This is a genomic window from Paraburkholderia sp. CNPSo 3274 (assembly GCF_024206475.1).
In the GTDB taxonomy this organism is placed as follows: Bacteria; Pseudomonadota; Gammaproteobacteria; order Burkholderiales; family Burkholderiaceae; genus Paraburkholderia.
This window is the reverse complement of the sequence record NZ_JAMBPR010000016.1, coordinates 122,894-136,552: the sequence shown is the minus strand read 5'-3', so window position 1 is coordinate 136,552 and position 13,659 is coordinate 122,894. Positions and strand designations below refer to the sequence as shown.

General features: G+C 64.8%; 13 protein-coding genes. 5 read left to right on the top strand and 8 right to left on the bottom strand.

Annotated features, from left to right (window positions below; all coding sequences use genetic code 11):
- Together M3I54_RS13705 and M3I54_RS13700 are read right to left on the bottom strand one after the other, a co-directional pair.
- Nucleotides 1–241: GIY-YIG nuclease family protein (locus M3I54_RS13705; protein WP_254336657.1), on the bottom strand; the 241-nt coding region annotated here is incomplete at its 3' end.
- Between the two features lie 81 nt (nt 242–322).
- The gene (locus tag M3I54_RS13700; protein WP_254336655.1) at nt 323–1,495 is read right to left on the bottom strand and encodes a GNAT family N-acetyltransferase; all 1,173 of its coding nucleotides are present in this window, start codon (nt 1,493–1,495) and stop codon (nt 323–325) included.
- A 227-nt stretch (nt 1,496–1,722) separates the two neighbouring features.
- On the opposite strand from M3I54_RS13700, the gene M3I54_RS13695 reads away from it, so the two are divergent.
- Both M3I54_RS13695 and M3I54_RS13690 read left to right on the top strand, forming a co-directional pair.
- The gene (locus M3I54_RS13695) at nt 1,723–3,834 is read left to right on the top strand and encodes an NAD(+) synthase (RefSeq protein ID WP_254336653.1); all 2,112 of its coding nucleotides are present in this window, start codon (nt 1,723–1,725) and stop codon (nt 3,832–3,834) included.
- Nucleotides 3,835–3,909: 75 nt separating this feature from the next.
- Entirely contained in the window at nt 3,910–4,248 is a 339-nt protein-coding gene (locus M3I54_RS13690) for a P-II family nitrogen regulator (protein WP_027795598.1), read from the top strand.
- A 199-nt stretch (nt 4,249–4,447) separates the two neighbouring features.
- Here M3I54_RS13690 and M3I54_RS13685 read toward each other — a convergent pair whose 3' ends face one another.
- The 5 genes from M3I54_RS13685 to M3I54_RS13665 form a co-directional block, all read right to left on the bottom strand.
- Complete coding sequence (locus M3I54_RS13685; protein WP_254336651.1) at nt 4,448–5,632, bottom strand: porin; 1,185 nt, start codon at nt 5,630–5,632, stop codon at nt 4,448–4,450.
- 579 nt (nt 5,633–6,211) lie between these two features.
- Nucleotides 6,212–6,994 carry an ABC transporter ATP-binding protein gene (locus M3I54_RS13680; protein WP_254336649.1) on the bottom strand — a complete coding sequence of 261 codons (783 nt, stop codon included), beginning with the start codon at nt 6,992–6,994 and terminating at the stop codon, nt 6,212–6,214.
- A 17-nt stretch (nt 6,995–7,011) separates the two neighbouring features.
- The gene (locus M3I54_RS13675; protein ID WP_254336647.1) at nt 7,012–7,734 is read right to left on the bottom strand and encodes an ABC transporter permease; all 723 of its coding nucleotides are present in this window, start codon (nt 7,732–7,734) and stop codon (nt 7,012–7,014) included.
- Between the two features lie 19 nt (nt 7,735–7,753).
- On the bottom strand, nt 7,754–8,443 hold the full coding sequence (locus M3I54_RS13670; RefSeq protein ID WP_028207717.1) for an ABC transporter permease: 690 nt from the start codon (nt 8,441–8,443) through the stop codon (nt 7,754–7,756).
- A gap of 258 nt (nt 8,444–8,701) precedes the next feature.
- A complete protein-coding gene (locus tag M3I54_RS13665; RefSeq protein ID WP_254336674.1) occupies nt 8,702–9,478 on the bottom strand; it encodes an ABC transporter substrate-binding protein in 777 nt (258 codons plus the stop codon).
- Nucleotides 9,479–9,928: 450 nt separating this feature from the next.
- Between M3I54_RS13665 and M3I54_RS13660 the strand changes: the two genes are divergently transcribed.
- On the top strand, nt 9,929–10,627 hold the full coding sequence (locus M3I54_RS13660; RefSeq protein ID WP_254336645.1) for a pirin family protein: 699 nt from the start codon (nt 9,929–9,931) through the stop codon (nt 10,625–10,627).
- A gap of 139 nt (nt 10,628–10,766) precedes the next feature.
- Here the strand turns inward: M3I54_RS13660 and M3I54_RS13655 are convergent, their stop codons facing one another.
- Nucleotides 10,767–11,333, bottom strand: a complete 567-nt coding sequence (locus tag M3I54_RS13655; protein ID WP_254336643.1) for a periplasmic heavy metal sensor — start codon at nt 11,331–11,333, stop codon at nt 10,767–10,769.
- 233 nt (nt 11,334–11,566) lie between these two features.
- On the opposite strand from M3I54_RS13655, the gene M3I54_RS13650 reads away from it, so the two are divergent.
- Nucleotides 11,567–12,298, top strand: a complete 732-nt coding sequence (locus M3I54_RS13650) for a response regulator (RefSeq protein ID WP_028207713.1) — start codon at nt 11,567–11,569, stop codon at nt 12,296–12,298.
- Nucleotides 12,282–13,598: an ATP-binding protein gene (locus M3I54_RS13645; protein WP_254336641.1), complete on the top strand. Its 1,317-nt coding sequence runs from the start codon at nt 12,282–12,284 to the stop codon at nt 13,596–13,598. The genes M3I54_RS13650 and M3I54_RS13645 overlap by 17 nt, the downstream gene beginning before the upstream one ends.
- Nucleotides 13,599–13,659: the final 61 nt, after the last annotated feature.

Genomic DNA, 13,659 nt, shown 5'->3' with positions numbered 1-13,659 from the left:
CGCCGGCCGCGAGCGCGCGCTTTTCGCGCGGGGTGAGGCGCTTGACCCAGTATTCGGCGCTCGAGGCGCGCGCTCGGTCGGCGAACTCGAATTGCGCGAGCACCTGCACCGGCTTGCGCGAGCGCGTGTAGCGCGCGCCCGTGCCGCTCGCGTGCTGGGCGAAGCGGGCGGCGACGTCAATGGCGATGCCCGTGTAGACGCTGCCGTCGGCGCATTCGAGCAGGTAGAGGAACCACGGCATAGTTCTGGAAGCGATGATCGTTATGGGCGAGGGCGTTTCAGGACAGAGCGCGCGCGAGTTTTACGTATGAGCACGCGCGACTCATGCACGAAAAGGATTGCGCTCGTTGAGCTCGTGCATGTACGCGTGAATGTGGTTCGTCTCGCTTTCGAGAAAGCGCGCGACGGCATCGGAGAACGCGGGATGGGCGAGCCAGTGCGCCGAGCGCGTGGGGGTGGGCAGGAAACCGCGCGCCATCTTGTGTTCGCCTTGCGCGCCACCCTCGAACACGTCGAGCTTTTCCTCGATGCAGAATTCGAGCGGCTGATAATACGCAGTCTCGAAGTGCAGGCAGGGCACGTGTTCGAGCGCGCCCCAGTAGCGGCCATAGAGCGTGCCGCCTTGACCATGCTCACCGCGCTGCCAGACCACGAGCGAACTCGCGATCGGCTTGCCTTCGCGTTCGGCGATCACGAGCAGCAGATTCTCCGGCATCGTCTCGCCGATCATGCGGAAGAAGTCGAGATTCAGGTACGGCGAAGAGAAATGCTCGCGGTAGGTTTGCCGGTAGCAGCGGCTGAAAAAGCGCCATTCGGTGTCGCTGATGTCCTCGCCGCGCACACGCCGCATCGTCACGCCGGCCTCGTGCACCTTGCGGCGTTCCGCGCGGATGTTCTTGCGCTTCTTCTGTTCGAGCGTCGAGAGGAAGTCTTCGAAGTCGCGATAGCCGTCGTTGAGCCAGTGAAACTGCACGCCTTCGCGCTGCATCATGCCGAGGTCGGTCAGCGCCTCGGCGTCTTCGGTGGTCGGAAAGAGCACGTGCAGCGACGAGACGTCGGCCTGCTCGGCGAAGGCGAGCAGCGTCGCGGCCAGATGGCGGCGCGCGCTTGCGTCGGCGGCGATCAGGCGCGTGCCCTGCACCGGCGTGAACGGCACGGCGCAGAGGAGCTTCGGGTAGTACTCGAGGCCGTTGCGCTTGTACGCGTCGGCCCAGGCCCAGTCGAACACGTACTCGCCGTACGAGTGGCCCTTCAGATACACGGGTGCGGCGGCGGCGAGGCGCCCCGTGCGTGTGTCGGTGAGCGTGACGAATTGCGCCGCCCAGCCCTCGTTCGGCGTGGTGCAGCGCGTGGCGTCGAGCGCCGCGAGGAATTCGTGGCGCAAAAAGGGCGTAGGCTGCGCCTGGCGTGCGAGCAGCGCGTTCCATTCGGCGGCGTCGACCTCGGACGGTGAGCCGAGGATGCCCGTGCGATAATCGAAATGTTCCTGTTTCATGCGTGCCCGTTGGCGTGGGAAGCGGCGTGGGTGTTTCAGCAGCGCCTGCCGCGGCAAACGGTCATGGTAAAGCAAACGTCCCGAGCGGGTGAGGAGCGCCGCGCCTCGTGCAGCGGTGTCAGCCACGCAGCATCAGGCAGCATCAAGCGGCATCAAGCGGCATCAAGCAGCCCGAACGTCAGAGCGCGCGCTTTCGTGCGCAGCGCGCCCGCCTCAAGGTTATCGAAATGAAAGAGCGCTTCTTCAATCTCTATACGCACGGCTTTGCGCGCGTGGCCGTGGGCGTGCCGCGCTGCCGTGTGGCCGATCCCGCATTCAACGCCAGTGAGACGCTCGCGCTCGCGCACGAGGCCGCCGCGCAGGGCGCGGCGCTCGTCGCGTTCCCCGAGCTTGGCCTCTCGGCCTATACCTGCGACGACCTGTTCCATCAGCAAGCGTTGCTCGACGCCTGCGAGCGTGCGCTCGCGCAGATCGTGGAAGCGTCCGCGGCGCTGCCGCTCGTGATGATCGTGGGTCTGCCGGTGCGCGCGGGACATTCGCTATTCAACTGCGCTGCGGTCGTGGCGGGCGGGCGTGTGGCGGGCGTTGTGCCAAAGAGCTTCCTGCCGAACTACGGCGAATTCTACGAGCCGCGCCAGTTCAGTGCCGCCGATAGCGCGAGCACCGACACCGTGCGCCTTGCCGGCGCGGACGTGCCGTTCGGCGCGTCCTTGCTGTTCGAGGTGCCGCAGGTCGCGGGTCTGCGCTTTCACGTGGAGATCTGCGAGGACGTCTGGGTGCCGATTCCGCCGTCGTCGTTCGCGGCGCTCGCGGGCGCTTCGGTGCTCGTCAATCTTTCGGCGTCGAACGTCGTGGTGGGCAAGGCGGGCTACCGGCAGCAACTGGTGTCGCAACAATCGGCGCGTTGTCTCGCCGCGTATCTGTACACCTCGGCGGGCAAGGGCGAGTCGACCACCGACATGGCCTGGGACGGCCACGCGCTTGTCTGCGAAAACGGCGAACTGCTCGCGCAATCGGAGCGCTTCTCCGACGACTCGCACCTCATCTTCGCCGATGTCGATCTCGCGCGGCTGCAGCAGGAGCGCATCCGCCAGACCACGTTCGGCGATTCGATCCGCCGCCACGCCGCTGAAGTCGCGAAGTTTCGCGTGATTGCCTGCGAGCTGGCGGGCGAGGGCGCATGGCAGCGCGAAACGCTCGCGTTGTCGCGCCGCGTGGAGCGCTTCCCCTATGTGCCGGCCGATCCGAAGCGGCGCGACGAGCGCTGCAACGAGGTCTACAACATCCAGGTGCAGGCGCTCGTGCAGCGGCTTTCGCAGGCGGGCATCAAGAAGGTGGTGATTGGCGTCTCGGGCGGCCTCGACTCCACGCATGCGCTGCTCGTGTGCGCGAAGGCGATGGATCGCCTCGAGCTGCCGCGCGCGAACATCCTCGCGTACACCATGCCTGGGTTCGCCACGAGCGAGCGCACGCTGCGCCAGGCGCGCGAACTGATGGCGCTCGTGGGCTGCACGGCGCGCGAAATCGACATTCGCCAGAGCTGCATGCAGATGCTCGAAGACCTCGGCCACCCGTACTCGGAAGGCAAGGAAACCTACGACATCACTTTCGAAAACGTGCAGGCCGGCGAGCGTACGAATCACCTGTTCCGCCTCGCCAACTTCAATCACGCGATCGTGATCGGCACGGGCGATCTCTCCGAGCTTGCGCTCGGCTGGTGCACGTACGGAGTGGGCGATCACATGTCGCACTACAACGTGAACGCGAGCGTGCCGAAAACGCTCATCACGCACCTCGTGCGCTGGGTGGCCGAAACGGGCCAGATTGGCCAGAACGGAGAGAGCGGCCGCGACGTGCTCGACGCGATTCTCGCCACCGATATCAGCCCGGAGCTGATCCCCGGCAAGTCCGATGGCGCGCCCGAGCAGAAAACCGAGAGCACGATCGGCCCGTACGAGCTGCAGGACTTCAACCTCTACTACACGCTGCGCTTTGGTTTCGCGCCTTCGAAGGTCGCGTTCCTCGCGCGCCACGCGTGGGGTGACCGCGAAGCGGGAGCGTGGCCCGAGAACGCGAAGGTCGTGCGCAATCAGTACGATCTCGCGGCCATCAAGCGCAATCTGCGCATTTTCCTCGACCGCTTCTTCCGCCAGAGCCAGTTCAAGCGCACCTGTGTTCCGAATGCGCCGAAGGTCGGCTCGGGCGGCTCGCTCTCGCCGCGCGGCGACTGGCGCGCGCCAAGCGATTCGGAGTCGGTGGTATGGCTCGCCGATCTGGAGCGCGTACCCGATGAAGCGAGCGGGGCGAGCGCGGCGCCTGCGGGCAAGCCCTCGGCGTGAGCCCCGGCCGCACAGCGTAGAATCCCGACATGTTCCGAAATTTCCGACAAATCCGATAACGAGACGAGGTTCGCCATGAAACGCATTACTGCTGTGATCAAACCGTTCAAGCTCGACGAAGTACGCGAGGCGCTCGCCGAAGTGGGCCTCACGGGCCTGACCGTCACTGAGGTCAAGGGCTTTGGCCGCCAGAAGGGCCACACGGAGCTTTACCGCGGCGCCGAATACGTGGTCGACTTCCTGCCGAAAGTGAAGATCGAGGTGGTGGTCGCGAACGACCAGGCCGACCAGGTGATCGACGCGATCATCGGCGCGGCGCGCACCGGCAAGATCGGCGACGGCAAGATCTTCGTGACCGATGTGGAGCGCGTGATCCGCATCCGCACGGGCGAGGAAAACGAAGCGGCGGTTTGAGGCCGCCCGCTTTGCACTGCCGGTCCCAGAAGTACACGAAGCACCTGAAGCACCAATAGAAAAGGGGACGGCGCCGCTTGCACGGCCCGTCCCCAGCATAAAAAACGGTGCGATACCCTTTCGGACATCGCACCGATACGCGCCTCTCGCAGCAGCGTGAAAACGTCGATGTAGCTGTTCTTTCTACACTCGCTTCGAATTAGAACGAGTGCTGGATACCTGCATACACGCCAACCTGGCTGTGGCCCGGGAGCGGGTTGCCGGTTGCTGCCGCCGTACCGAAGTTGTTGGCGTTCAGGCCGAAGTTGGCCGCCTTGCTGTTCTGCACCGTGCCTGCCTGGATGTCGAGCAGCGTGCGCTTGGACAGGTTGTACGAACCACCAACCGTGTACAGCGTGGCGTTGCCGCCGCCGTTGTTCGCATTGACGTGGTAGACCGCTGCGATCAAAGCTGCAGCCGGCGTCATTTGCCACGTCACACCGCCCCACTCGTGGTCGAGCGTGGTCGGCTGGCCGATGATGCCCGGGTTCATGCCCGACGAACGGATGGCTTCGTAGCCGCCCTGAACCTTGAACGAGCCGAGGAACAGGTTGAACATGGCCATGTAGTCACGCGAGTACGCGAACACGCCGTTGCCGGTCGCTTGCGTGCCGATCGGCGTCGTCGTGCCGCCGTTGAGCGCGTTGTAGATGCCGCCCAGTTGGCCGTTGTTCGGATTGCGGATTTCGTCGTACAGGCCGCGGATCTGGAACAGCGAGCTGGTGTAGGTAAGCTGCAGGCCGGCTTCGCGACCCTGGCTCGTCGAGCCGTTACCGTTCCAGTTCGTTGCGTTCGAGAACGCGTACTGGCCGTACACGTCGAAGCCCATCCAGTTCGGCGACTGGTACGAAATGTTGTTGCTCGATTGCGGCCAGTTGCGGCCACGGACCATCGAAGCCGACGACCAGTTCGACTGACCGAACGGGTCGAAGTCCCAAATGCCGTTGGAGATGAACAGCATGCGGCCAGCGAGCAGCGTACCGAACTGGTCGTTAGCGACACCGATAGTTGCCCAGCGATTCCAGAGCGAGCCGGCCGAGCCGAGCGAGCCGTTCGCGGTGCTGAAGCTGCCTTCCAGGTGGAACAGAACCTTGTTGCCGCCACCGATGTCTTCAACGCCCTTCATGCCCCAGAGGCTGGTGCCCCAGTAGCCGCTTTCGAGCTGAACCTGGCTGGAGCCGTGGGTAGCCGCGCCGATGCTGCCGGGGGTGGTGCTAACACCAGCACCGATGCCGTTCATATACGCAATACCCATGTCGAGGCGGCCATACAGCGTCACGCTGCTTTGTGCATGCGCGACCACGCCAGCCGACATCAATGCTGCGGCGAGCAAAGCTTTCTTCATCTTCTCCTCCATACCCTGTCAAAGAGTCAACCTTAGTACTGCGAAAGACGTCCGTGCGCTTGGCGGCGCTGCGAACAGAAATCGTCGCGTAAGGGAGAATTACCCCGAGGACCGGCGTACGGGCTGGTGCCGCTGCATGACCCATGCTAGGTCGTCTTGCAGGTCCCCTGGTTGACTGGCATCTCCCGTTCTTTTTGAAGTGAAACTACTTTTAATGAACTTTGTTTTGCTACTTTGGTTACTAATTTAGCAAAAAAGGTCCGCGCTGGCGAACTAATTCGTGCTCGCACCCCGGGATGTCGTCAAATTGCAATATGGTCTTCCTGGATGGTGGTCAGAGAGGTACTACAAATAGGTCGAAAACCTTGCGGGACAAGGGACTCACGTCAATCGAACGGCTGAGTTCAGGATTGCCACTATTGACGGGAGATTTCACAAGGAGTAGTGCGAAAAACGCCGTTTTTGAGCGTAAACGGATGGTTTTTAGAGGGCTAAAGGCCCAAAAAGAAAAGGCGCTGTAAGCGCCTTGTAAAACTACTTTTACTACATCGCCGAGAGGCGGCGACCCTGCGAGTCGTCTTACTTGAGGCTGCCTGAAAGGAACTGGCGCAGGCGCTCGCTCTTCGGGTTGGCGAAGACCTCGGCCGGCTGGCCTTCCTCTTCCACGAGTCCCTTATGCAGGAACATGACGTGGTTCGAAACGTTGCGCGCGAAACCCATTTCGTGTGTGACCACGATCATCGTGCGGCCTTCTTCGGCGAGCTTCTGCATGACCTTGAGCACTTCGCCCACGAGTTCGGGGTCGAGCGCCGAAGTGGGTTCGTCGAACAGCATGACGTCGGGGTGCATGGTGAGCGCGCGGGCAATCGCTACGCGCTGCTGCTGGCCGCCCGAGAGGTGCGAGGGGTATTGCTTCTCCACGCGCGGCGCGAGGCCGACCTTCTCCAGATAGGTGCGCGCGCGATCTTCGGCTTCCTTGCGCGACAAGCCCAGCACGTGCACAGGCGCCTCGATCACGTTCTCGAGCACCGACATGTGCGACCAGAGGTTGAAGTGCTGGAACACCATGGCGAGCTTGGTGCGCACGCGCTGGAGCTGCTTCGCGTCGGCGGGGTGCAGTGCGCCCGTGCGTTTGTCCGCGCGCGTGGCGACTTCCTCGCCATCCACCACGATGCGCCCTGCGTTCGGCTGCTCGAGGAAGTTGATGCAACGCAGCATCGTGCTCTTGCCCGATCCGGACGAGCCGATCACGCTGATCACGTCGCCCGCATTGGCTTTCAGGGACACGCCCTTGAGGACTTCGTTGTCGCCGTACTTCTTGTGGATGGAGTCGACGAACAGCTTCTGCTTCTGGGAATTCATCAATTGACCTTTAGGGCTCACTTGCCTTGCGGTCGCAGGTATGCGAGCCAGCGGCGCTCGGCGCGGCGGAACAGCCACACGAGCGTGAAAGAAATGATCAGGTACAACAGTGCGGCGATGCCGAATGCGCCGAACGACTGATACGTCGCCGAGTTCACGTCGCGCGCGATCTTCAGGATGTCCGGCACGGTGGCCGTGAAGGCCACGGTCGTTGCGTGCAGCATCAGAATGACTTCGTTGCTGTAGTAGGGCAGTGCGCGGCGCAGCGCCGAAGGCAGGATCACGCGGCGGTACAGCGTGAATTGCGACATGCCATACGCGCGCGCGGCTTCGATCTCGCCATAGGGCGTCGCCTTGATCGCGCCCGCGAAGATTTCGGTGGTGTACGCGCAGGTATTGAGCGTGAACGCAAGCAGCGTGCAGTTCATGCCGCTCCTGAAGAACGCGCTCGTGAGTTCGTGGTTGCGCACGATCTCGAGGCTGTAGAGGCCCGTGTAGCACAGCAGCAACTGCACGTAGAGCGGCGTGCCGCGGAAGATGTACGTGTAGAGCCACACGAGCCCGGCGAGCCACTTCTTCTTCGACACGCGGGCCACGGCGAGCGGCACCGAGAGGCAGAAGCCGAGCCCGATCGAGATGACGAGCAGCCACAGCGTGATGACCACGCCGCTGAAATGGTAGCCGTCGGAGTAGAGATAGTTGCGCCAGTACTGCTGGATCAGTTGGACGAAGTCTTGCATGGTCTTGGCCTCGCGCTATTTATAGATCCGCCTTGCGCACACCGGTGGAGTAGCGCTTGTCGAGATACATCAGCACGAAGTTGGAGACCGTGGTGATGACGAGATAGATCGCGCCGGCGAGCAGCGTGAAGAAGAAGAAACGCAGCGTGCCTTTGCCGGCGTCCTGGCTTGCCTTCACGACGTCGGCGAGGCCGATGATCGAGACGAGCGCCGTGGACTTCACGAGCACCTGCCAGTTGTTGCCGATGCCGGGCAGCGCGAAACGCATCATCTGCGGGAACATGATGCGCGTGAACACCTGCCAGCCCGTCATGCCATAGGCGTGGCCCGCTTCGAGCTGGCCGCGCGGCACCGCGAGGAACGCGCCGCGGAAAGTCTCGGTGAAGTACGCGCCGTAGATGAAGCCGAGCACGACCACGCCCGCGAGGAACGGATCGATGTCGATCTGATCCCAGCCGAGCATGTCGGTGAGGTTGTTCAGCCAGATCTGGATGCTGTAGAAGAGCAGCAGCATGAGCACGAGATCGGGCACGCCGCGAATGAGGGTGGTGTATAGCGTGCCCGCGCCGTGCGCGACGCGGTTTTTGGAGAGCTTGGCCGCCGCGCCGATCAGTCCGAGCACGAACGAGAGCGCGAGCGACAGCACGGCGAGCTTGACGGTCTGCCAGGTGCCGGCGAGGATCAGCGGGCCGTAGCCTTGAAGAAACATGGGCGAGTCCTTGACGGTGCGCTTCTCACACCGCGAAAGGCGCGGCGCTTGTCTGCCGCGGTTCAAATCCGTTCATGGCCACGCGGTTTTTTGCGCGGTGTTGCGTACGCGCGCGCGGCCGATGCGATTGCGCTCGTGAGCGCGCCTGTGACTGTATATACGAAGCCTGGTGTTGGTCCATCGGGGCTTTCATGCGTCATGGCGCGTGACACGAGCGGTGGTGTCTCGTTGTTTATTTACCTGCGTGTGCTTTCCCGTTCACTTGTCTTTGTAGATATCGAAGTCGAAGTACTGCTTCGCGATCTTGTCGAACGTGCCGTCGGCATGAATCGCGGCCAGCGCCGTGTTGAACTTCGCCTTCAGGTCGGCGTCCTCCCGGCGCAGGCCGATCGCGGTGCCGTCGCCGATCGTCGCCGGGTCTTCCACTTCCGGGCCCGCCCACGCGAAGCCCTTGCCGCGCGGCGTTTTCAGGAAGCCGAAATCCGCCTGGACCTCGTCTTGCAGCGTGGCGTCGAGGCGCCCGGCTAGCAGATCCTGGTAGACCTGATCCTGATTCTGGTACGAGATCACGTTCACGCCCTGCGGCGCCCAGTGCGCCTTCGCGTACGCTTCCTGGGTCGAGCCTTGCTCGACACCCACGTTCTTGCCCTTGAGCGACGCCGGCGTCGGCCGAAGCGGCGAGCCCGCGCGCGCGAGCATGCGTGCGGGCGCATCGAACATTTTCGCGGAGTAGTCGATCTGCTGGGCCCGCTGCGGCGTGATGGTCAGCGACGACACGATCGCGTCGAACTTGCGGGCCTTGAGCGCCGGGATAATGCCGTCGAGGTCGTTCTCGACCCAGACGCACTTCACGTTCATGCGCGCGCACAGGGCTTTCGCGAGGTCGACATCGAAGCCGACGATCTGTCCGTTCGGCGCTTTGGACTCGAACGGCGCATAGCTGGCGTCCACGCCGATGCGCACGGTTTTCCACTCTTTGGCGACGGCGCTGCCCGCGATCAGGGCGAGCGCCACGCACACTGCAAACTTCTTCATCATTCTCCTGTCGAGCCGGAGTGAGTGCTCTTTTAGCACTGACTCCGGTCCCATGCACGGCGGATACGGGCGGCGCGGCGCGGTAAGGGGCGCGCGGCCGACGCCAGGCGGACCGGCTCGTGGCCGTTGGCCGCCATTCTAGGCGATCAAAAATGCGGGTCGGAAAGCGCGATGCACTCCGGCACCGGCGGCAGCTCACGCTGGCGGGGCGGGGTAGCCGCCCCGGGTCGCCCACCTCCGGTTGCCCACCCCCGGGCCATCAGGCTCACGCTGGCCGAAAAGCGCGGTATTTTACCCGAAGCCGGAGGGCGTGCCAGTCTGACGGAGGGCGACGATAGCAATGCAGCCCATTGATGTTGCTGGCGAAACGATGCGGTGCGCCGCTGCGGATTGTGCAAGCGGGCCGCCGCCCTTACCTTCGGGTATCGACATGATTGACCGGAGATTGCCATGCTGACTATCCGACGCGCCGACGAACGCGGCCACGCCAACCACGGCTGGCTCGACTCGTACCACAGCTTTTCGTTTGCCGACTATTTCGACGAAGCGCACATGCACTACGGTGCGCTGCGGGTGCTCAACGACGACCGTATCGCGGGCGGCCAGGGCTTCGGCGCGCATGGCCACCGCGACATGGAGATCGTGACCTATGTGCTTTCCGGCGCGCTCGCACACCGCGACAGCATGGGCAACGGCTCGACGATCCGCCCCGGCGACGTGCAGCGCATGAGTGCCGGCACGGGCGTGATGCACAGCGAGTTTAACGGCTCGAAGGAAGAGCAAGCGCACCTGCTGCAGATCTGGCTGCTCCCGCGCGAGCGTGGCGGGGCGCCCGGCTACGAGGAAAAGCGCTTCGACGACGCGGACAAGCGCGGGCGGCTGCGCCTCGTCGCCTCGCCCGACGGGCGTGACGGCTCGGTGAGCGTGCAGTCGGATGCCTCGATCTACGCGGCTCTCGTGGACGGCGAGGAGCGCGTCGAATATGCGGTGCCCGCCGGGCGGCGCGTTTATCTGCATGTCGCGCGCGGTGCGCTGGACGTGAACGGCCAGCGCCTCGAAGCCGGCGATGCCGCGATGATCGAGGCCGAGACGGGCATCGCGCTCGCGAACGGCGCAGCGGCCGAAGTGCTGCTGTTCGATCTCGTCTGAGTATTTGGCCGGCGGCGGCCGGCGCGCGCTCGCGCCATGAAAAAAGCGCCGCAGGGACGAATCCCGCGGCGCTTTGTCGCGCATTTGCACGTGTTTGCGCAATGGCGCGCCGCAGCGAGGCGGCGCGTCTGTGGGCCGATTACTGCTGCGCGGCCGGTGCCGAAGCGCCGCCCTTGTGGTGCTGCTCCCAGCGCTCGCGCATCTGCTCGTGGCGCTGCTCCATCTTCGCGAAGCGCTCCTTGATCGCCGTGCTCACGGTCGTCTTCTGCTGGTCGTTCAGGCCGCTGTAGAAGGCGAGCCACGCTTGCGTGGTTTGCTCGCGCAGCTGCTGGTTCTGTTGCTCCACCTGCTCGTGCGCCGTGTGCATGGCGGCCAGGTCGAGGATCGGCTGGTTCTTCATCGAATCGAACTGCTGCTTCATCTGTTCATGATTCTTGCGCATGGCCTGACCGTTCTGCTTCATCGTGTCGAGCGCGGCCTGCCATTGCTTTTCCTGCGCGGCGTTCAGGTTCAGCTTGTCGTGCAGCTTCTTGAAGCCGAGCATGAAGTCGCCGTGCATGCCGGGGCCGCCATGCATGCCCGGACCGCTGTGCATCATGCCGGGACCGCCCGGCGGCGGGGTCTGGGCGTTCGCGGCGGTGGCGCCCACGGTGAGTGCGAGCGAGGCAGCGGCGATAGCGAGAAGGCGCGAAGTCGTCTTGTACATGGTGATGCTCCTGACAAATCCATGAGGGTTTTATCCGGTCTGGCGCGGCGCTCTGGAAAGTGGTGGCGCTCGCAACCGGTGTCCCTAGCGTATCGACCCGGCAGGCAGCGCGTGTTACGCGGCGGGCCGCCGAGATTACGCGACATTACACACGCCTTTCGCGGTAACACCTCGTAACCCAGGTGGAAGACCTGTAAGCAAACGGCCCGTGCGCGCGCGTTACACTTCATCCCATGGCTACTCAAATCCTTGTCGTCGACGACGACCTCGAACTACGCGACCTCCTGCGCGACTATCTCGCGCGCCAGGGCATGGAAGTCTCGGTGCTGCACGACGCCGGCTCGCTGGAGCGGCGGCTCGAGCGCGAGCGCCCGGACCTGATCGTGCTCGACCTGATGATGCCGGGCGTGGACGGCCTGACCGCACTGCGCAAGCTGCGCGCAGCCGGCGACGACATCCCCGTCATCATGCTCACGGCGCGCGCGGACGACGTGGACCGCATCGTCGGCCTCGAACTCGGCGCGGACGACTACCTCGGCAAGCCGTTCAACCCGCGCGAGCTGCTCGCGCGCGTGCAGGCGGTGCTGCGCCGGCGCCGCACAGTGCCTTCGGCCGCGGCGCCCGAGCAGCGCGAACCGTACGCGTTCGGCCGCTTCACGCTCGACTTCCAGTCGCGCACGCTGCAGCAGGAAGGCAAGCCCATCATGCTGTCGGGCAGCGAGTTCGCGCTCCTGAAGATTTTCGTGAACCACCCCATGCGCACGCTGACGCGCGAGCGCCTGCTGGAACTGCTGCACGGTCCCGAGTACGACGGCACCGACCGCGGCATCGACGTGCAGGTGTGGCGTCTGCGGCGCATTCTCGAAAGTGACCCGTCCACGCCGCGCTTCATTCAGACCGTGCGCGGGCGCGGCTACGTGTTCGTTCCCGACGGAGAGCAGGGCAACCATGCGCCGGCCGGTTGATTCGCTGTTTGGGCGCCTCGCGGTCATCTTCATCGGCGTTCTGCTGGTGTCGCACGTCGCCTGGTTCACGCTCATGCGCGTCGAACACAATCAGATGCAAACGCGCTACGCCGTCGAGGAAGCGACCTTCCTCGTCGACGCGGTGCGCCAGCACGTCGAGCGCGAGCCCGACCAGCCGCTGCCTTCGCGCGTGCAACTCGTCGATCCGGCGAGCACAGCCGTGCCGCCGGTCACCGAACGCATGCCCGAGCCGCTGCGCCATTTCATCGACGACGTGCGCGAGCGCATGCCGCCCGGCACCGACGTGCGCGTCGGGCCGCCTGGCGGGCCGCCCACGCTTTGGGTGCGCGGGCCGCAGGACGCCCGCTGGATCGTCGTGCCGGGCCAGCCGCTGCGCGTCATGCGGCCGCTCGACAAGTTTCTGCCCTGGGTCATCACCATTTTCGCCACCGCCGTGATCGCCGCGCTCGTGGCCGCGTGGATGTTGCAGCAGCCCTTGCGCTCGCTCGCTCAGGCCGTGGGGCGCTTCGGCCGCGGCGAGCCGGTGCCGCCCGTGCCCGAGCGCGGGCCGCGCGAGCTGCGACAGCTCACGCTGGGCTTTAACCAGATGGTCAAGGAAGTCGAGCGCACGGAAAAAGACCGCGCCGTCATGCTGGCGGGCGTGGCGCACGATCTCAAGACGCCGCTCGCGCGGCTGCGCCTGCGCGCCGAGATGATGGACGAAGAAAAGGTGCGTGACGGCGTGGTGCGCGACGTCGAGTCGATGGCGCACATCGTCGACCAGTTCCTCGTGTTCGCGCACGACGGCGCCGATCGCAGCGAGCCCGTCGAGGTCGACGACCAGTGCGAGCGTATCGCGAGCAACCACCGCACGGCGAACGGCGAGACGATTGCGATCGAAACGCATCTGCGCGCGGGGCCGGAGTTTCGTCTGCCCGCGGCCACGCTCGAGCGCGTGATCTCAAATCTGCTCGACAACGCACATGCGTATGGCGCACCGCCCGTCGTGATCGAAAGCAAGCGCGGCGCGACGGGCTTTTCGCTCACCGTGCGCGACCACGGCAAGGGCATCGCCGACCAGGATCTGACGCAGGCGAGCCGGCCGTTCGTGCGCCTCGACCCGGCGCGCGGCGGCAACGGCCACAGCGGCCTCGGCCTCGCGATCGTCGAGCGGCTCGTGCGCCGAGCGGGCGGCGAGCTCTCGATCGGCAACGGCGAGAGCGGCGGGCTCTCGGTGCGCATGACGTTTGCGTTCGACGTGGTGGAGCGCACCGTATCCGAGGCGGCGCAGATCTGGTAAATCGCGTACGAATGGCCTGCGGGAGCCCGCACCGAACAGGCGGGGCATGGCCGGATGGGCG

Coding starts and splice junctions, on each gene's coding strand:
- M3I54_RS13700 (WP_254336655.1), bottom strand. CDS start 1,495: ATGAAACAGGAACATTTCGATTATCGCACGGGCATCCTCGGCTCACCG.
- M3I54_RS13685 (WP_254336651.1), bottom strand. CDS start 5,632: ATGAAGAAAGCTTTGCTCGCCGCAGCATTGATGTCGGCTGGCGTGGTC.
- M3I54_RS13670 (WP_028207717.1), bottom strand. CDS start 8,443: ATGTTTCTTCAAGGCTACGGCCCGCTGATCCTCGCCGGCACCTGGCAG.
- M3I54_RS13645 (WP_254336641.1), top strand. CDS start 12,282: ATGCGCCGGCCGGTTGATTCGCTGTTTGGGCGCCTCGCGGTCATCTTC.
- M3I54_RS13655 (WP_254336643.1), bottom strand. CDS start 11,333: ATGTACAAGACGACTTCGCGCCTTCTCGCTATCGCCGCTGCCTCGCTC.
- M3I54_RS13650 (WP_028207713.1), top strand. CDS start 11,567: ATGGCTACTCAAATCCTTGTCGTCGACGACGACCTCGAACTACGCGAC.
- M3I54_RS13675 (WP_254336647.1), bottom strand. CDS start 7,734: ATGCAAGACTTCGTCCAACTGATCCAGCAGTACTGGCGCAACTATCTC.
- M3I54_RS13680 (WP_254336649.1), bottom strand. CDS start 6,994: ATGAATTCCCAGAAGCAGAAGCTGTTCGTCGACTCCATCCACAAGAAG.
- M3I54_RS13660 (WP_254336645.1), top strand. CDS start 9,929: ATGCTGACTATCCGACGCGCCGACGAACGCGGCCACGCCAACCACGGC.
- M3I54_RS13665 (WP_254336674.1), bottom strand. CDS start 9,478: ATGAAGAAGTTTGCAGTGTGCGTGGCGCTCGCCCTGATCGCGGGCAGC.
- M3I54_RS13695 (WP_254336653.1), top strand. CDS start 1,723: ATGAAAGAGCGCTTCTTCAATCTCTATACGCACGGCTTTGCGCGCGTG.
- M3I54_RS13690 (WP_027795598.1), top strand. CDS start 3,910: ATGAAACGCATTACTGCTGTGATCAAACCGTTCAAGCTCGACGAAGTA.